General features: G+C 61.0%; 18 protein-coding genes. 7 read left to right on the top strand and 11 right to left on the bottom strand.

What is annotated here, in order from left to right; all coding sequences use genetic code 11:
* Window positions 1-6: 6 nt before the first annotated feature.
* From LB519_RS24400 to LB519_RS24380, 5 genes are all read right to left on the bottom strand, one after another.
* Window positions 7-1,518, bottom strand: coding sequence for a TadE/TadG family type IV pilus assembly protein (locus LB519_RS24400; RefSeq protein WP_084016015.1), 1,512 nt, complete (start codon window positions 1,516-1,518; stop codon window positions 7-9).
* 71 nt (window positions 1,519-1,589) lie between these two features.
* Complete coding sequence (locus LB519_RS24395) at window positions 1,590-1,880, bottom strand: hypothetical protein (protein ID WP_064994619.1); 291 nt, start codon at window positions 1,878-1,880, stop codon at window positions 1,590-1,592.
* A complete protein-coding gene (locus tag LB519_RS24390) occupies window positions 1,867-3,312 on the bottom strand; it encodes a type II and III secretion system protein family protein (RefSeq protein WP_064994620.1) in 1,446 nt (481 codons plus the stop codon). The genes LB519_RS24395 and LB519_RS24390 overlap by 14 nt, the downstream gene beginning before the upstream one ends.
* Before the next feature lie 55 nt (window positions 3,313-3,367).
* Window positions 3,368-4,402, bottom strand: coding sequence for a Flp pilus assembly protein CpaB (gene cpaB, locus LB519_RS24385; RefSeq protein WP_224621368.1), 1,035 nt, complete (start codon window positions 4,400-4,402; stop codon window positions 3,368-3,370).
* Between the two features lie 89 nt (window positions 4,403-4,491).
* The gene (locus tag LB519_RS24380; RefSeq protein ID WP_064994622.1) at window positions 4,492-4,710 is read right to left on the bottom strand and encodes a Flp family type IVb pilin; all 219 of its coding nucleotides are present in this window, start codon (window positions 4,708-4,710) and stop codon (window positions 4,492-4,494) included.
* Window positions 4,711-5,241: 531 nt separating this feature from the next.
* Between LB519_RS24380 and LB519_RS24375 the strand changes: the two genes are divergently transcribed.
* From LB519_RS24375 to LB519_RS24350, 6 genes are all read left to right on the top strand, one after another.
* Window positions 5,242-6,630 (top strand): CpaF family protein, encoded by a 1,389-nt coding sequence (locus tag LB519_RS24375; RefSeq protein WP_064994623.1) that lies wholly within the window; start codon window positions 5,242-5,244, stop codon window positions 6,628-6,630.
* Window positions 6,630-7,598, top strand: a complete 969-nt coding sequence (locus tag LB519_RS24370) for a type II secretion system F family protein (RefSeq protein ID WP_064994624.1) — start codon at window positions 6,630-6,632, stop codon at window positions 7,596-7,598. Before LB519_RS24375 ends, LB519_RS24370 begins: the two co-directional genes overlap by 1 nt.
* A gap of 19 nt (window positions 7,599-7,617) precedes the next feature.
* Window positions 7,618-8,568 carry a type II secretion system F family protein gene (locus LB519_RS24365; protein ID WP_013530287.1) on the top strand — a complete coding sequence of 317 codons (951 nt, stop codon included), beginning with the start codon at window positions 7,618-7,620 and terminating at the stop codon, window positions 8,566-8,568.
* A gap of 54 nt (window positions 8,569-8,622) precedes the next feature.
* Entirely contained in the window at window positions 8,623-9,165 is a 543-nt protein-coding gene (locus tag LB519_RS24360) for a tetratricopeptide repeat protein (protein ID WP_064994625.1), read from the top strand.
* Between the two features lies 1 nt (window position 9,166).
* Complete coding sequence (locus LB519_RS24355; RefSeq protein ID WP_064994626.1) at window positions 9,167-9,706, top strand: prepilin peptidase; 540 nt, start codon at window positions 9,167-9,169, stop codon at window positions 9,704-9,706.
* A 325-nt stretch (window positions 9,707-10,031) separates the two neighbouring features.
* Window positions 10,032-11,174: a hypothetical protein gene (locus LB519_RS24350; protein WP_064994627.1), complete on the top strand. Its 1,143-nt coding sequence runs from the start codon at window positions 10,032-10,034 to the stop codon at window positions 11,172-11,174.
* 19 nt (window positions 11,175-11,193) lie between these two features.
* Here the strand turns inward: LB519_RS24350 and LB519_RS24345 are convergent, their stop codons facing one another.
* The 6 genes from LB519_RS24345 to LB519_RS24320 form a co-directional block, all read right to left on the bottom strand.
* Entirely contained in the window at window positions 11,194-12,129 is a 936-nt protein-coding gene (locus LB519_RS24345; protein WP_013530291.1) for a nucleoside hydrolase, read from the bottom strand.
* 8 nt (window positions 12,130-12,137) lie between these two features.
* Window positions 12,138-13,151, bottom strand: a complete 1,014-nt coding sequence (locus LB519_RS24340) for a nucleoside hydrolase (RefSeq protein ID WP_224621366.1) — start codon at window positions 13,149-13,151, stop codon at window positions 12,138-12,140.
* 11 nt (window positions 13,152-13,162) lie between these two features.
* The gene (locus LB519_RS24335) at window positions 13,163-14,149 is read right to left on the bottom strand and encodes an ABC transporter permease (protein WP_224621365.1); all 987 of its coding nucleotides are present in this window, start codon (window positions 14,147-14,149) and stop codon (window positions 13,163-13,165) included.
* Window positions 14,137-15,177 carry an ABC transporter permease gene (locus LB519_RS24330; protein ID WP_224621364.1) on the bottom strand — a complete coding sequence of 347 codons (1,041 nt, stop codon included), beginning with the start codon at window positions 15,175-15,177 and terminating at the stop codon, window positions 14,137-14,139. Before LB519_RS24330 ends, LB519_RS24335 begins: the two co-directional genes overlap by 13 nt.
* Window positions 15,174-16,751 (bottom strand): ABC transporter ATP-binding protein, encoded by a 1,578-nt coding sequence (locus LB519_RS24325; protein WP_224621363.1) that lies wholly within the window; start codon window positions 16,749-16,751, stop codon window positions 15,174-15,176. Before LB519_RS24325 ends, LB519_RS24330 begins: the two co-directional genes overlap by 4 nt.
* 87 nt (window positions 16,752-16,838) lie before the next feature.
* Window positions 16,839-17,843 carry a BMP family protein gene (locus LB519_RS24320; RefSeq protein WP_013530296.1) on the bottom strand — a complete coding sequence of 335 codons (1,005 nt, stop codon included), beginning with the start codon at window positions 17,841-17,843 and terminating at the stop codon, window positions 16,839-16,841.
* Window positions 17,844-18,096: 253 nt separating this feature from the next.
* Between LB519_RS24320 and LB519_RS24315 the strand changes: the two genes are divergently transcribed.
* Window positions 18,097-18,643, top strand: a 547-nt coding sequence (locus LB519_RS24315; protein ID WP_224621362.1) for an amino acid synthesis family protein, incomplete at its 3' end; no start/stop codon positions are given.

Genomic DNA, 18,643 nt, shown 5'->3' with positions numbered 1-18,643 from the left:
TCGACTCTACCGATACAACTGGGCTTCGTTGCGGAATGCTTTGTCTAGAAGGGTGTTGTTGGCAAACCCTCCATCGACATCGACGATCTCCAGGCTGATAGGCTTCTCCCCGGCCGTGGAATCTTCGTCGTTCTTGCTATTGTCCTGCTTCTGGATGGGGCTGTTTATGAAGACGCTCGCATAGCCATCGGGTTTGAGCTGGATATGGCCATTGAGCTTTGCCTGGTTGGCGATGCAGTCGACGATCGCCATGTTGAGCAGACGGCGATCGGGATCCGAGGTTGGCGTTGTGCCTTTGAAACAGGCTGGAACGCCGGTTTCCTTTGTCGGCGCTTTGGACTTGTCCCCGACGAGCCCGTTCGCAATCTCATATTTGTAGACGTCATATCTGGAAGCCGGCACAGTGGCGCCGGTCGGATTGGTGGTGCTCGGGATGGAGGGATATGCGGCACCATGGTTGATCAGCCAATAATTGCTGCGATCCCACGTCGAATTCGTCATGCCGGTGGCGGAATCGAAGCTATCACCAGGCGGTAGCGCTATGGCCGTGCCATCAGTATTGGGTGTGTATTTATTGCAGTTCGCGGTCTTATCGACGCCCTTGCGCACATTGCTCGCCGGCCGATACTGCCAATCGGAGTCATGGCTCTTCAGCGAAGTGCTGTAGATGTCGAAGCGTACATTGAGACCGGCATTGACCTGGCCCAAGGTGACGCCGGTCTTGGTGGTGAGCTTATCGCGTTGATAGCAGGTGCCAGCCGTTCCGATAGCGAGGGCGTCGCGCAGTGACGCGAGATTGTTGTCGATCAATCCGAAATTGCCTGGGCCGGGGTTCGAGTCAACCTTGAGGATGCGGTATTCGCGGCTATAGGTGAGTCCGGCGGCGAATGCCTGCTGGATGGTCTTGCTGGTCAGCGGGTCGGTCGTCTCGAACGGATTGCACATGAAGATTGGCACCGTTTCGCAGATCGACTGGACAAATCCGGCCACAGCCTGCGGTCTGATGTCGAAGGTGTTATTGCCGCCAAGAAAGCTTGCTGGAAAGATCGCCTCAAAGGCCCCGGCACCATCTGCCGCTGCGACGGACGGATTCACGGTCACCAAGGAAAACGACACGGCTTTGGGATCGGTGCTTGACCAGTCATGGCCATTAGCGTCGACACCAGCGGCATTCAACCCGATGCTGTCGTCGGCAGGTATCCCGGTTAAATATTTAATGGTCACATCAGCCAAAGCGAGCGTATGATTGCCAGATGTTGAAAACTTTGTTTTGTTGGTGAGAAGTGTCGTCTTTGCCAGTTCGGCTCGGGTGATCGAATCCGATCTGCCATCAAGTTCCGCAGCCGTCGCAAGCGCAAGCGCATCGACACCTTTCTGCAGATCGTTGTGAAGTCCGTTGGCCCGACTCATGTCGATTGCCAGCAAGGCGAAGCCGATAAGCACCGGCAGCATGATAGCCACGAGGATCATCGCTACGCCGCGTTGATCGTTCCAGAAGGCACGAATGGTCCCCAACATGACCTTACTCTCTGCTTTCTTGCGCCAGAGCCCCTCGCATGCCCGGCGCCCTGCGCATCCTTCCGTTCAGTTCACGGCGTCACACCCGACCCACCGACATTGACCGTGATCGCCGGCGGCGGCGGCGGTGGCGGTGGATATTTGTACCCTTGGGCAACGGCTGCGGCGCGTGCGCCGTCGCCTTCGATATGTGTGTTTCGGGACGCCGGATTGAGCGGATCGACCGTCTGCAGCAGCGAATTGAACTTCTGCGTGTCGCCGGCGGCCAGGGTCACCGAATCATAGTGGTTCAGATAGTCCGCGGCGCAGCCCGACAACGCGCTGGCGCACAGAATGAGGATCAAGGCGCTATTTCTTGACATAGAGCATCTTGTCCTTCGATTTGAAGTCGAGCATGTGGCCATAGGGGCCGGTGACGCCTTCGCCGGTTTCATATTTGCGGACCATGTCCTTGGTCACTTCCAACTGGCCGAGCACGAAGAATTCCGGATCGTTGGCGGGCCGTGTCTTGTCGAACGGTGTCGCCAACTGCTCCCCAGGCTTCACCGGCCGCACGATATGCGGCGTGACGATGACGACCAACTCGGTTTCTTCCTTCTGGTTGCTCGAACTGCGAAAGAGCGTCCCGATCACAGGCACCTGGCCGAGCCATGGCACCTGGTCCTGGAGCTTGGTGGTCTTGCTGGACAGAAGCCCGCCGACGGCGAAGCTCTGGCCATCGCGCAATTCAACGACGGTCGCCAGCTTGCGGTTGGTGAAGATCGGGTCGCCGGCGGTGGTGAAGCCCGTCAGGTCGCTGACTTCCGGCGCCAGGTTCATATGAATCTTGCCGTCGTCGAGTACGACCGGCGTGAACAGTAGATTGACGCCGAATTGCTTGTACACGATGCTTATCTCGCCATCTTTGTCGAGAGTGCGGATAGGCACTTCCCCGCCGGCGTTGAAGCTGGCCTGCTCGCCGGAAAGCGTGGTGAGGTTGGGGTTCGCGAGCGTGCGCACCGCGCCTTTGGACTCGAGCGCCTCTATGATCAGGTCGACCTTGATGTTGCTGTCGATGACGCGCGTGATCAGCGCTCCGAAGGGCGCCGAGTTGGACAGGAGGCCGCTGAGCAGACCGCCCGGTCCGAGCACGACGCCGTCCTCGTCGACCGCAGCAACACCGGTACCGGTACGGGTTGTGCCATCGCCGTTCCTGCTCTTGATCGATACGCCGAGATCGCGGCCGGTGTTGCGCTTGGCTTCCAGCACGCGCACTTCCAGATTGACCTGCTGGCTGTCGTCTACGATGACCGAGTTGATAACAGCATCGGGTCCATATTGCTGCGCAACGGCCATGATCGCCGCCAGCGTGGCGCCGTCTTTGACATGGCCGCCAAGCCTGACCCTGCCGTTGACCGAGCCCACTTCGATGCGCGACTTCGGCGCCACCTGGCGGATCGCCTGCGCCATATCGCTGACATCGACGCCGACCTCGATCTGGAGGGCGCCGAGCGAGCGCTTATCGGTGGAGAACAGATTGACCGTGGTGGTGCCGGCGCCCTTGCCGATGACATAGAGCGTCCGGTCGGTCATCGGCTGGGCATCGGCGATCTTCTCGTCGCCGACGACGATGTCACCCAGATTGGCACTCACCTGGATCGTCACCGATTGCGACATGGGCAGGAAAATACGATGGACTGCAGGGGTCGAGACGTCGATGAAACGGTCGGCCGCATCAACCGCCAGGCTCGACAGCAACAGCGCCGCCAGACACGACAACGCGGTCGTCGCTATCCCTAACCAAGAACCCCGCATCCCCGTCTCCCCAATTTACTGCCGGTGACAGCACCGTTTTATTAGCCGCACCTTATCATGGTTGTCGCGGCACGTCATATGTCTCGAGCTTCACGCCCCGAAAAACGCCTATTGTCGCCCGTGCCGGAGGTTCCGGCTGCACGTACCTGACCACTTCCTTGACGACTTCCTTCGTCTCCGGTGCCGCGACAGGAACCGGTTTAGCCCGGCCCAGTTCGTCGAGACGGCTTCCCACTTTTTCCACGGCCTGGGTCAACCCGGCAATCTTGTCCTCGGCGCGCTTGCGCTCGGCGGCAGCCTCCGCCTCCGCTGCTGCCTTCTTGTCGAGCTCCGCCTGCCTTGCGGCGACGTCTGCCGGCGTTTCGCCGGTCAGGTCGGAAAGCGTCACCCGTTCCGTGGTCTCGCCTTTGCTGGCTGCGGCCTGGCGCAGCGCCAGCGACAATTGGCCGGCGCCGGCCGCTAGTGTCAGCTTCTGCGCGTCCTTGGTGCTTGCCTCAAGTGTCACCGATTTGACGACAGTCGGGCTGTCCTTGCTCACATCGGCCACCTGGTCGATGGCGAGCACCTTCATGCTCTGCAGCAGCACGTCGACGAAACTCTTGTCCGCGCCATCGTCGCCGCGCACCGTCCTCGTCAGCAGCACATCGACCCGGTCGCCTGGGAAGACGAAGCCGGCGACGCCGAGCACGTCGTTCACCCTGATGGAAACAGCTTTCATGCCTTCGCCAAGCACCGCCGAAAGCGTGGCGCGTTGGCCGGGCCCGGTGATCTTGCTGGCGAGGACTGGTTCGTTGGCGCTAATGGTCTGCAGCGCCTGCCTGGTGCCTTCGCCGGCCAAGGCCTCTTTCGTTGTTTTGAAGGCGCCCGTTGGAATGGAACCCGCCGGCCATGCGACTTCGCGCAATTTGTCCGCGCTTAGCGTATCGCCGAACTTCAGGGGTATTGCCGCTACGACGACTGTGCTGCCTTGAACGATTCCCGTTTGCGCCATGGCGCTACGTTGGCCGGCCAACCAGATATTGACCAGCACAACTGCCAGAACGCCGAACACGCCGGCGAGAACGATCATGATAAGCGTATTGGCGCGCATGTCCCAAGCCCCAAGCCCCAATGCGGGATTCGCCCGCTGCGATCGGATTCAGGCCCGGTTCGAACGATCCGGGCCTGAATGTAGTGACATCAGGTGCCGATGCCGGTGGTGGCGTTACACGTACCAACTGTCGCTGCTTCGAGCGCGGCGCAGAGCCCCGTAAAACGACCGTTCACCCAGCCGCCGATGGCGAGGACAGTCATGATCGATGCAACAGCGATAATGCCGATAAGGATGGAATATTCGACCATGGCAGCGCCGTTTTCATCGTCGCGGAACTGCCGGGTCATCGTCATGAGCTTGTTCATGTCAATTTCTCCCTTTGGAGGTTGGAACCCGACGAGACAGAGCAAAGGATGAAATCCATACCCAAGCATCCCCCGTCATCTCGATCCTAGGTCCCGAGAAAACGCGGAGTCAAACGACATTAAGGGTTCCTTAACTTTCATATACGTGATTCGGCAAGAAGATTGCAAAGTCAAATCTTATCAAGGGATTGATTCTTTTCATTTTTCGGACGTCCTTAACCATTCGTTCACAATTTGGCCCCTCATGTGGCGAAACCATGGAAGCATTAGCTGTAATGCATATTCCTTTATATCTAAGGACTTAAGCGGCAGTTTTGCTCGTTTATGCAGCGCGGTCGGATGAGTCCGAGATCCCCGGATAAATTTGGAGAACCCCGCATACCCTCTGCATCAAATAAACAAGGGATTTTCAGGCTTTGATCTTAACTATGCTGAAAGTAATGGCTGTGCGCCGGGCGTCCGGGCGCTTGTGCGCTCGTTGGTTAACGTTTAGTTTCCGCTAATGCGTGTCCGAGGGGAGTATAAGCAATTATGCTGGGGCGGTTCATTAAGGGGCCAGGCGAACAGCAGGCAGCGCCAAAGACCGAGCAGCTGGCGGTGCAGCCTGTTGCTCCGGCCCTTTCGTCAGCCGCTGATGTCGAATCGCATGGCAATGATTTTCTGACGCTCAAGGTCGAGCTTCATCGCCATCTGATCGATCGGTTCAACCTGACCGCTCTCGAAAGCGCTTCCAAGGACGAGATCCTGAATGAGATCCGTCCGATCGTGAGGGAGTTCGTGCGCGGTCGCACCGTTCCCCTTAACGCGCGCGAACTCGACCAACTGACCAGCGACACCGCCGACGAGATGCTGGGTCTCGGGCCGATCGAACCGCTGCTCAAGGACGATTCGATTACCGACATCATGATCAACACCCACAGGCGCGTCTTCATAGAGCGGCGTGGCATGATCGAGGAGACGGCAATCCGTTTCCGCGACGAGGCGCATCTGTTGCGCGTCATCAACAAGATCGTTTCGGCCATCGGCAGGCGTGTCGATGAATCGTCGCCCATGGTTGACGCGCGGCTGGAGGACGGTTCCCGCGTTAACATCGCGGTGCGGCCGATCTCCGTCGACGGTCCGCTGGTGTCGATCCGCAAATTCTCGAAAAATCCCTATTCGCTCGAACGTCTGATGGCATTCAATTCGATCCGTCCGCCGATGATCGAGCTGCTGCGGATCGCCGTCCAGGCGCGCAAATCGATCCTGGTTTCGGGCGGCACCGGCAGTGGCAAGACCACCTTGCTCAATGCCCTGTCGAGCTACATTCCCTCGAAAGAGCGGCTGATCACCATCGAGGATGCGGCCGAACTGCAATTGCAGCAGCCGCATGTCGGCCGGCTTGAGACGCGCCCGCCCAATGTCGAAGGTCGGGGCGAGGTGCGCCAGCGTGAATTGCTGAAGAACGCGCTACGCATGCGGCCGGACCGCATCATCGTCGGCGAGGTGCGCGGCGAGGAAGCCTTCGACATGCTGCAGGCGATGAATACCGGCCATGAAGGCTCGATGACCACAATCCATGCCAACACGCCGCGCGATGCGATCTCGCGGCTGGAGCAGATGGTCGGCATGGCCGGTATGCCGATGACGCATGATTCGATCCGGGCGCAGATTGCCTCCGCCATCGATATTATCGTGCAAACACAGCGTCTTTCGGACGGCGGCCGGCGCGTCACCTCCATATCGGAACTGACTGGCATGGAGGGCAATGTCGTCCAGCTCCAGGAAATCTATCATTTCGTCCGCCGTGAGGTGACGGCCGAGGGCAAGGTCATCGGAGATTTTCGCGCCACCGGGGTCCGCCCACGCTTCGCTCCGGAGGCCGCGACGCTTGGCCACCATTTCGCCAAGGACGCCTTCAACCCGCAGGTTGCCCTCTGATGCTGACGGGTCAAGCTCTACTCTACTTCATCTACATGCTGGCGGCAGCTTCGGTCATTCTGGCAGGCGAAGCTCTTTATCTTTCCTTTGCCGGCCGCCGCTCCCGGTCAATGGCAGTCAATCGCCGATTGAAACGGCTCGCTGGCGACGTCCCGGCCGAACAGACGTTACAGGGATTGCTGCGGGAGCGTGGCCTCACGGACTCCGGCGATTTTCTTTTCGGTATGGTCTGGTTGAACAGGCTCTATACCCAGTCCGGCATCACCGGGAATCCCCTGACCTTCGCCGCAACATTTCTGCTCGCAGGGCTGGCGATGGCGTTGCTGCTGGTATTCTTCAATTTTTCGGCTTTGGCGTCACTTATTATCTTTCTGGTCGTAGGGCTTGTTCTGCCGCTTCTCGTCCTCCGGCGCGCCCGCAACAAACGAATCCGGAAATTTGCCAAACAGCTGCCGGATGCGCTCGACATGATCGTTCGTTCCCTGCGCGCCGGGCATCCGGCTTCGGTCGCCATCGGTCTGGTCGCGCGCGAAATGCCTGATCCACTCGGCACCGAGTTCGGCATCGTCTCCGATGAGATCACCTTTGGGCTCAGCATCGAGCAGGCCGTGCGCAAGCTTTCGCAGCGTGTCGGCTTCGAGGGCCTTCAGCTGCTGTCGGTATCGCTGTCGATCCAGTCCAAGACTGGCGGCAATCTTACGGAAATTCTGGCCAATCTTTCCTCTGTTATGCGTGAACGTCAGAAATTGCGAATGAAGATCAGGGCTCTTTCGGCGGAAGGTCGCGTCTCTGCGTGGATCATCTCCTTGTTTCCTATTGTGATGTTCTTCACACTTCAAATCCTTGCGCCAACCTATTACGGCGCCGTCTGGAGCAACCCGCTCGTCTTCCCGGTGTTCCTGATTTTCGGGTTGTGGGCGCTGCTTGGCGACTTCATCATGTACCGGATGGTTACTTTCGATTTTTGACTGGGAGCGACGAAAGAAATTGTTTTCGAACATTCAGGACCTGGGCTTCTTGGTGTCCATTGCCGTCTTTGTGGCGGCGGTGTCCTTCTTCCTGTTCGGTGCGCTTGTCTTCCTGCCGGCTCTGCAGACACGAAAGCTGGTCGCGCAGAGCCTGATGGGCGAAGGAATTACCGACCGCCGATCGATGCTGGGACAAGACCAGCTTGCCAAGCTTGCGGCGCAACGGCCGGTCGATGCCTACTTCAAGTCGATCGAGAAGGAGCGGGAAGAGCCAAACGCCTTGGAAGCGAAGCTGTTTCGCGCCGGCTTTTATCAATCAACCGCACCGCTGATTTATACGCTGTCCCGCCTTGTCGCGGTCTGCCTCGGTTTTCTGGCAATGTATGCACTCCTGTCGCGGGTTCTGCCGCCGCACCTGCCCGGTTTCATCACCCTTGCCGGTTCTGCCCTGTTCGGTCTCGCCTGCATGGTAATTCCTTCCATTCTGCTCGACCGTTTCGAGAACAGCCAGAAACAGATCTATCGCCGGGCCTTCCCCGATTTCATGGACATGATGATCACCTGCGCCGATGCCGGCATGAGCCTGGAGGGGGCGGTCGAACGCGTCAGCCATGAAATGGCCGCTACCCACAAATGGTTGGGAATACAGCTGTCGATCATGAACTTGCAGTTGCGCGCCGGCAAACCGTTGCGGGAAGCGCTACGTGAACTCGCCGATCGCATCGGACTTGACGAGGCGCGGGCACTAGCTGTCCTGTTCCGGCAGTCGGAAGAACTCGGCACCAGTCTCACCGACGCCTTGCGTGTTTATAGCGCGGAGATGCGCGGGCAACGAATCCTGAGTGCAGAGGAACGCGCCAACTCTCTGCCGGTGAAGATGATGATTCCGCTGGGCCTTTGCATCTTCCCGGTCGTGATGATGGTGATCATGTTGCCGGTCATCATTCGCATGAGGGGCATTATCTTCTAGTTTGGTATATGATTTGGTCCTAATGTGAGTCGGGGACCCCAAGGGGACACATTGATGAAGAGGGTTATCGCGGCCGCGGCCTGTCTGCTCATGGCGGTGCTTGCCGGTTGCCAGACGGCGGACACAACCGACGGTGTCGTGCGCACGAACGAGCCGTCGAAGGGCGACGTGACGTCTTTTGGCGATGCTTTCGACGGGCTGAAAACGGTCAGCGACGTCGAGTATTACGCCTCCGACCAGGCCGTCGCGGAGGCCAAGAACCAGTTCCGCGCCGAAAATTACGGCAATGCCGGCGCGCTGTTCTTCAAGGCGACGCAACTGGCGCCCAATGACGGCAACGCCTGGATGGGGCTGGCCGCCTGCACCGACCGGATCCACCGCTTCGACCTGTCCGACAAGGCCTATGCCAGGGCTTTCAAGTTGGTCGGCGCAACGCCCGAATATTACAACAATGTCGGCTATTCCTATCTGCTGCGCGGCAAACTGCAGGACGCCCGCTCCAATTTCCTCAAGGCTTATGAGCTGGCGCCCAACGACCCGACCGTCGCCAACAATCTGAAGCTTTTGTCGTCAAGCGTGCAGAACGTCGAGCGCTAGCATGCTGCTCGTCGAAGCACTGCTGCTGAAGGCGCTCGCTATCCCTCTGCTGGCAAGGATTGCCTGGCTCGATTTCACCACCCAGAAGATTTCCAATCGCGACGTGCTGCTGCTGCTCTGCCTGGGCGCCGGGGGCTTGTTGCTGCTCTCGCTCCAGTCCGGGTCGTGGTGGGACATGGGACTGAGCGCCGGTGCAGGGCTTCTGTTGTTCGTCGCGTTCTTGCCCTTCTGGGCCCTGCGCAAGATCGGCGCCGGCGATGTCAAGCTGATGGCAGTCGTACCCTTCCTGGTTGGCGGCAGCGGTCTCGCGGTGTTTTCGGCGCTGCTCCTGGTTTTCGCCTTGGCCACTGCGGCGATCGTGAAAAACCCCTTCCTGCTGCCCGCGGGTGCTTTTCGGCTCATCGTCCAGCATCTGGATCGCAAGGGCATGGTGCCGTTCGGCGTGCCGATCTCGCTGGCCGCGATCTGTACGCTGGCGTTCCTGATCTACAAGAGCTTGATCCTGGCGAGCAGTTCTGGGATCCTCAATCAGCTCAACTGACCTCGACAGCTCGCGCGGCGAACGCGCTGCGATCGACACTTCCCCGAAGCCTTCGCCGGCGCGTTGGCTGACGGAACAAACGAAAAACCCGCCTGTGCGGCGGGTCGCTGGCGCAAATCAGCACCATGGGCAAAAATGTACCATAGCTGAGTGCAGGGAGTCAAGAAAAAATTCCTGTCGCGCTGCCCTGCACAAAAACGACGACACTGCCGAACTGGCTCCCGCCAGGCCTTTCGTCGAAGTTCGGAGCCGTGGGTCCGGTCACGGAGAGCTTGTCGAGAAGCCGGGTCGATGGCTAGATAAACAATCACAGGGAGAAGGCAGCATGGCACTTCACCTTTCGGCGGATGCTCCGGTCTCGGTCGCGGCGCCTCCACAGAAATACCTGTTTGGTCCGTTCATCGATTTTTTCATGCTCGGCGGGAGCGCGTTCCTGATCCTGCCGGTCCTGTATTTCGTGCCGCTCAAATATGAGGGCGTCGTGGCGCTGGCGGCGTTCTTGCTGTCGCATCTCATCAACCAGCCGCACTTTGCCCATTCCTACCAGATTTTCTATCGCAATTTCGCACGCAAGGTGCGCGGTGACGGATACGACAGAAGTCTCCAGATCCGCTACATCATCGCGGGCATTGCCGTCCCAATGATCATGGTCGCTTTCTTCGCCTATGGCTCCGTAACCGGCAACGCCCGCCTGCTGGGATATGCCACCAACGCGATGGGCTTTTTCGTCGGCTGGCACTACGTCAAGCAAGGCTATGGCATGCTGATGGTGGACGCGGTGCTGAAGCGCAAATTTTTCAGCGACCAGGACAAGAAAGCGCTGCTGTTCAACGGATATGCCGTGTGGCTGTTCGCCTGGCTCCAGACAAACGTGGTGATCACCGAAAGGCAGTACTGGGGCCTGGACTACTACACATTCGCTGTCCCGCCCTGGCTCCTCAACATCGCGCTCGCGGTCGCCGCTGCCTCCTCGGCGGCCACCGCCGTGATGTTCGTCAATCGCTGGCGCAAACATGGCGGCGCGCTGCCGTATAACGGCGTCGTCGCTTACGTCGTGTCGCTCTATGCCTGGATTCTGTTCGTGGCCCTAAATCCGCTTTGGCTGCTCGTGGTGCCGGCGCTCCATTCGTTGCAGTATTTGGCAGTCGTCTGGCGTTACCAGACCAATGTCGAGCGCGACCGCGCGGATGCCGTCAAGGATCCGGAATTCAGGGTGCTGTCCATTCTTGGGCCGATGTACAGGCTGCGGGTGCTGATATTCATCATCGCCGGCACAATTCTCGGTGCTCTCGGTTTCTGGCTGGTGCCGATGGCGCTGAGTGCCCTGGTTCCCTACGACAAACAGGTGCTCGGCTCGTCGCTTTTCCTCTTCATCGCGTGGATATTCATCAACGTGCACCATTACTTCCTGGACAATGTGATGTGGCGTCGCGGCAACCCGGAAGTCTCGAAATATCTGTTCCGCTAACCCTCAGTCTGTTGGATGTTCAGTCCCGCAGGAGATCGAACATCAGCTTGAAGAAGCGGTCCGCGTCGACCTCATGGGCGATGCGGGCATTGTCCTTTTCACCGCGCTCGCCCCAGTAGTCGGCGATGGTCGCGCCGAAGGCGTAGGTGCCGGACAGATCGACGCCGATATGGGCAGGGCGCGTGCGCACCAATGTCGGGTCGATGGCCAGCGCCAGCGCCAGCGGATCGTGCATGGCGCCGCCGACGCCCATCGAGTTGCGGTGCAGCTTCTCGTAGAACAGCAGCCAGTCGTTGACGAGCCGGCCGAGCGGCGTGTCGATGGTGGCGAGTTCGGCATATTGCGGCGCCTCGATCAGCACCTGCATGGTGACGTCGAGGCCGACCATCAGGATCGGCACGCCGCTGTCCAGCACGATCTTCAGCGCTTCGGGATCGCAGAACGCGTTGAATTCGGTCGGCGTGATGATCTCGCTCTTGCGGTAGAACACGCCGCCCATCCAGATCAGTTCCTTGATCTTGGGCAGCACGTCGCGATGCTTGAGGATCATCAGGCCGATATTGCTGAGCGGGCCGGTGGCAACGACCAGGATCGGTTCGGGCGCGGCGCGCAGCCTGTCGGCCAGGAAATCGACGGCATGCTGGTCAACCGGCTTGATCGTCGCCTGCGGCAGGTAGGGCGAGCCCTCGAGCCCGCTCGGGCCATCGGCGGTGCCGAGCACCAGCGGGCGCGCCAGCGGACGGTGGCAGCCCTGCGCGACAGGCACGTCGCCGGCGCCGATATACTCCAGGATGCGCAAGGCATTGGCGGTCGTCTTCTCGACCTCCGCATTGCCGCAGGTCGTGGTGACGCCGATGAGTTCGATGGCCGGCGAGCGATGCGCCATGACCAGCGCGATGGCGTCGTCGTGGCCGGGGTCGCAGTCGAACAGGATAGGAGTTGGCTTGGTCATCATGTCGTCTTTCACGCCGCCCGCTCGTAGCGCGCTATGGTTTTCTTGAAGCCGTCGAGGAAACGCCGGCCGTCCAGGCCGGTGCAGATGCGGGTGGTTTTCGGCCCGCCGCCGGGCAGCAATTGCCGGCCGCGAAAAGCGACGGTCTGGCCGCGCGCCAGCCTGCCGTCGAGCACGACGTCGGCGAACAGCGGCTCGGTCATCGTCGCCAGGCCGGGATCGAAAGCCAGCGCCACGGTGATCACGTCATCCATCGGGAACCCGACGAGGTCGAAGAATTCGCGCCAGATGTCGATGTAGATCGGGAAGCTGTCGGCGATCATCTCCAGGACGGGATTGTTCCTCGCGACGGCCTGCATGTCGGCGATGTCGTCGCGCGTCAGCATCGAGTCGGCGACGCGGTTGTCCTCGCAGATGTCAAGGGGGACGAGGATCTTCTCGACATCGGCGTTGAGCACGATGCGCGACGCCTCCGGATCGGCCCAGATGTTGTATTCCGACAGGGGTGTGATGTTGCCCGGCGTCTGGAAATTGCCACCGAGCACGATCAGCCGCTTGAGTGCACCGGTCAATCGCGGCTCCTGCAACAGCGCCATCGCCGCGTTCGTCAGCGGGCCGGTCGTCACCAGCGTGATCTCGCCCGGATTGGCCATGACCGTCTCGATTATGAAATCGACCGCATGTCCCGACGTGGCCTGCCGCACCGGCGTCGGCGCCGGCGGGTTGAACTTCTTCAGGCGATCGCCGAAGCGGGCAACGAGCCGCTTTTCGAAATGCACCGGCGCCTCCATGTCGGCCTTGGCATTGCCGACGATCGGCCGCCACGCACCGGCGTGAACCGGGATGTCGTCGCGCCCGGCGAGCGTCAGCGTGTTGAGGACGACGTTGGTGACCTGTTCGATCGGGCCGGCCGCACCGGTCACGGTGGTCACGCCCTCGAGCCGGAGCTTCGGATTGACCGCTGCAAACAGCACGGCGAGAATATCGTCGCCGGCCGAATCCACGTCGAGGATTATGCGTTCCATAAAGGCTTCCTTCACTGGGGATTTTTGCCGCCGGGTTCGGTGTTCCTGTCTACCGACAGCAGTTTCCGCATCGATTCCAGCGTCTCCGCGATGATCCTCGGGCGCGCCCGGTAGGACAGCGCGAACAACGCGATCAGCGCGACGACATAGGGGACGGTGAGAACCAGGTAGGACGGATAGCCAAACGTCTGCAGGCGCAACGAAAAGGCATCGGCGAAGCCGAACAGCAGGCAGCCGGCCAGCACCTTCAGCGGATCGCCGTTGGAAAAGATCAGGATCGCCACCGCCATGAAACCACGGCCCGACGACATGTTTTCGGTGAACATGGTGATGTAGCCGAGGGACAGATGCGCGCCGGCGAGGCCCGCCAGCAATCCGCACAGCAGGGATGCGATGTAGCGGACGCGGGTGATCGAGATGCCAAGCGCCTCGGCGGCTTCCGGCTTTTCGCCGACCACGCGGATATAGAGGCCGAGCCGCGTCCGGTTGTAGCAGACGACCAGCAGCGGCACGGCGATGAAGGCGGCATAGACGAGCGGCGTGAAACCGGAGATCAGCGGCGCCCAGGAGCCGAGAAGGTCGCGGGCGCCGGGCAACTGGACTTTCGGCAGGCCGACGATGCCGTGACCGACGATCGAACCGCGCGTGCCGAAGATCGCTTTCATCAGCGAGATCGTCATGCCGCCGGCCAGGATGTTGAGCGCCAGCCCGACGACCACTTCATTGGCCTTGAAGCTCACCACCAGGACAGCAAAAACCAGGGCGAAGACGAGCGCCGCCGCAACGCCGCAGGCGACGCCCGCCAGTGCGGAACCGGTCCAGATCGAACCGAGGACGGCGAAGAAGGCGCCGACCAGCATCTGCCCCTCGAGGCTGATGTTGAAGATGCCGGCCTTGGTGGTGAACGAGCCGCCAAGCGCGACCAGAAGGATGGGCGCGGTGGTGCGAAGCGTCGCAGCGATCAGCGCGACGTTGATGAGCTTGTCTAGAATTTCCATCGCCGCTCCCCTGCCTGGCTGTCGCCGCGCTTTCTCACCAGCACCTGGGCCGACACGCTGAGGATGATCAGCGCCTGGATCACGGTGATGATCTCGCGCGACGCGCTGGTGTCGACCTCGAGCAGCAGCGATCCGTTGCGCAGGGCGCCGAAGAACAGTGCGGTGAAGATGGTGGCGACCGGCGAGCCATTGGCGAGCAGGGCGGCGATCAGCCCGTCGAAGCCGAAACCGGGAGCAAATCCTTCCATGAAGCGGTGGTGGACGCCGAGCGTCTCGACACCGCCGGCCAGCCCGCCGACGGCCCCCGAAAGCAGCAGGACCAGGAAGCCCTGCCGTTTCACGTTGACGCCGCCATATTCGGCGAATTTCGGCGCCGAGCCGACCATCGTGACGCCGTAACCCCATCTGGTGTAGCGGAAGACAAGGGCCGCGCCGACCGCCAGCACCAGGCCAATGACCAGGCCCCAGTTCAACCGCGAGAAGGCGAAGATCTCCGGCAGATAGGATGTCGCCAGGATCGGCGGCGTCTCCGACCAGCCGCCCGGCCGCTTGAACAGGAAGATGGTGAAATAGGATGTGAGCAGCACCGCCACGTAGTTCGACAGGATCGTCGAGACGACCTCGTTGGTGTTGTAGCGGGCGCGGAAATAGGCGGGGATGGCGACCCAGGCCGCGCCCGCCACGACCGCCAGCGCCAGTGCTGCCAGCGTGTGAATGCCCGCGGGCAGGGGCATGGCAAAGCCGACCCAGGCGGCGGCGAAGCCGCCGAGGAACAGCTGGCCCTCGATGCCGACGTTGAACATGCCGCCGCGCAAGCCGATGCAGGCAGCGACACCGCAGATCAGGATCGGCGTCGTCTGCAGCAAGGTCCCGGCAATCTTCTCCTGATCGCCGAAGGCGCCGCGCAACAGTGTCATGAACACACGCACCGGGCTTTCGCCGACCATGAGGATGATGATCGCGCCCATCAGCAGTGCCACGCCGATGGCGATGACCTGGCCGGAAACGGCATGCAAATGGTCTCTCATGATGCGGTCTCCGCGGCGAATTCCGGCGCGGCCACGCCTGCCATCATCATGCCGATGCGCTCCTCGTCGGCATCATCGCCAGAGACCTCGCCCATGATCCGTCCGTTGAACATCACCAGGATGCGGTCGGCAAGGGCGGCCAGTTCGTCGAGTTGCACGGAAATCAGCAGGATCGCGCGGCCGGCGGCGCGCTGGCGCATGATCTCGTCATGAATGGCCTCCTGGGCGCCGATGTCGACGCCGCGCGTCGGCTGGTCGATCAGCAGGAAATCGGCGCCATTGGTGAATTCGCGTGCCAGAACGACCTTCTGGATGTTTCCGCCCGAAAGCCGCTTGACCGCATCGCTCGGTCCGCGCGCGCGAATATCGAAGCTCTTGATCAGCGTTTCGGCGTTTTGATTTATGGCATTCCAGTTGAGCATGCCGCCACGACTCCATGGTGCGCGATGCTGGCGGCCCATCAGGGTGTTGGCCGCTATCGAAGCGTTGCGATCGACCCCGCGTACCATGCGGTCGCCTGGAACATGGGCGAGGCCGGCCTGGCGGATCGCGGCGGGCGAGAGATCGGTGAGATTCTGGCCCTTCAGCCAGGCCCCGCCATGGCTTGCCGGCCGCAGGCCCGAAAGCACTTCCGCCAGCTCCGTCTGTCCATTGCCGGCCACACCCGCGATCCCCACCACCTCGCCGGAGCGGACCGTGAAACTGGCATCGCGAAGGGCCGGCAGCAGGCGATCGTCGCGCGCCCACAGATCCTTCACTTCGAGCACTACGTCGCCGTGCAGCGAAGCGCGCGGCCGGCGGTCGAAGCTGACCTCGCGGCCGACCATCATGTGCACCAACTCGTCCTTGCTGAACTCGGCCGTCGGCCGGGTCGCCACCTTCCTGCCGTTGCGCAGCACCGTCACCGTGTCGGACACTTCCATCACCTCTTCCAGGTGATGCGAAATGAAGATCACCGTCATGCCCTCGGCCACGAAGCTGCGCAGCGTCTGGAATAGTTCGCGGCTTTCCTGCGGCGTCAGCACCGCGGTCGGTTCGTCGAGGATGATGGTGCGCGCGCCGCGCACCAGGACCTTCAGGATTTCGATGCGTTGCTCTATGCCGACCGAGAGCAGCCCGACGCGCTCGGTCGGATCGACCTGCAGGCCGAAGCGCTTCGACAGGTCGCGCGTTCGCGCCACCTGCGCAGCGTGGTCGATAAGTCCATGGCGACGGATTTCCATGCCGAGAAAGACGTTGTCGGCAACCGAGAGCGAGGGAACCAGCTTGAAATGCTGGTGAACCATGCCGAGGCCGGCCTTTATCGCCACGGACGGGTCGGCGATCACGATCTCTTCACCGTTCAGCCGGATCGAGCCTTCGTCCGGCTGCAAGAGGCCGAACAGGATGTTCATCAGCGTCGTCTTGCCGGCACCGTTCTCGCCGATGATGGCGTGGATCTCGCCGCGGCGGACCGCAAGATCGATGCCGTCATTGGCGACGAATGCGCCAAAACGCTTGGTGATGCCAGTCAACTCGACGGCCATCGCGGCATTGCTGTGGAGGGTCGGCGACCCCGGCGTGTTCGACAACATGGCTCTCGCAGATTGGACACTGATCCGCCGCGGCAAGCCGCGGCGGATCAGTCTAGCGCTTCTTGGGAGGGAGGCGCTGGTGTTGGCTTATTTCGCCTTGGCGATCACGATCTTGCCGTCGACGATGCCCTTTTTGATCTCGTCGAGCTTGGCGGTCATCTCTGCCGGGATCTTGGCGGCGATGTCATCGCAGACCTTGACCTCGACACCGCCCGAGGCGAGGTCGAAAGTGCGGGTGCCGGCGGTGATCTTGCGGCCCTCGACCTCGTCCTTGATCAACGTATAGACGGCGATGTCGCCGCGCTTCAGCATGCTGGCGAGCACATTTCCGGGGGCCGAGCCGCACATGTCGATGTCGACGCCGATCGAATATTTGTCGACCGCGGCACTTGCCTGCATCACGCCTTCACCCGTCGGGCCGGCGACGTTGTAGACAATGTCGGAGCCTTGGCCGTAAAGCGCCTGGGCAAGTTCGCTTCCCTTGGCCGGGTCGTCGAAGGTTCCGGCGAAGACGGAGTTCACCTTGACGTCGGGCGCTGCATATTTGGCGCCTTGCTCGTAGCCGCCCAGGAAGTTGCGGATCACCGGGATATCGCGGCCGCCGACAAAGCCGATGGCCTTGCCGTCGCCGATCTTGTCGAAGGCGGTGCCCTTGGCTTCGATCATGCCGGCAAGCGCGCCGGCGACGAAGGATCCCTGCTCCTCGGCGAAATTGGCGTAGATCATCTTGGGGTTGTCGAGGACGCCATCGATGAACACGAAGCGTTGGTCAGGATATTCGGCGCTGACCTTTTGCAGCGAGTCCACCAGCTCCCAGCCCATCACGAAGATCAGGTCGTACTGTTTGCCCTTGGCAAGATTCTCGAACTGCTGCTGGTAGTCGAGCGCGCGATTGCCGGTGTCGACCAGCTTGAGATCGATGCCGAAATCGGTCTTGGCCTTGTTGAGGCCGTTGACGATCGAAACGCCAAAACCCTGTGCAAAGTATCCCGAGATGGCGGCCACGGAAACCTTGGCCTGTGCGGCGGCCGGTCCGAACGAAATGGCAAGCATCGTGCCGGCCAGGAATAAACTCTTGAGCGCCCTTTTCATGTCATTCCCCTTCAGCTTTTTTCAGCTTTTGAAGCCACGCTTTGACCATCCCCCACACATCGCCGGGACAACGGCGAGTTCGTTGATGGTCATATGAGTTTAGGAGCGGCTTAACAGGCTGTCAATCGTCATCCGATGCAGTTTTCTTGGCCCTTCGCCCGCTTGCTCGACGTCTGTGCTTGACAAATGTCGATAGGCATAATTGTTGATACTCTAACGAGTTTTATGAACGACGGGATGAAGGAAGCGAACAATGCCGGCTGTGGTGGTCAGGAAATTTCTGGTTCAGATCGAAGAGATATTCCATGAGGGCGGACCGCACGCGGCACGCCCGCTCAAGCGAGGCGCGATCGTCGCGGTCATCGCCAACCCTTTTGCCGGACGCTATGTCGAAGAGATCACCGGCTTCATGGAAGACCTGAAGCCGCTCGGTCTCGATATGGCTCGGCGCCTGATCGACTCCATTGGTGAGGGCGGCCAGGCCATCGAAGGTTATGGCAAGGGTGCCATAGTCGGCGCCGCCGGCGAGCTTGAACATGGCGCGCTCTGGCACAATCCGGGCGGCTACGCGATGCGCGAACTGCTCGGCAATGCCAAAGCGATCGTGCCTTCGACCAAGAAAGTCGGCGGCCCCGGAACGCGCATCGACATCCCGATCACGCACATAAACGCCTCCTATGTGCGCAGCCATTTCGATGCAATCGAGATCGGCATTGCCGATGCGCCGCGCAGCGACGAAATGGCGGTCATCCTGGCGATGACCACCGGCGCACGCGTCCATGCACGGGTCGGGGGGGGGG

It is taken from the genome of Mesorhizobium sp. AD1-1, assembly GCF_020164655.1.
Lineage (GTDB): Bacteria > Pseudomonadota > Alphaproteobacteria > Rhizobiales > Rhizobiaceae > Mesorhizobium > Mesorhizobium ciceri.
Note: the sequence above shows the minus strand (reverse complement) of the source record. Positions and strands in the feature narration are given on the sequence as shown.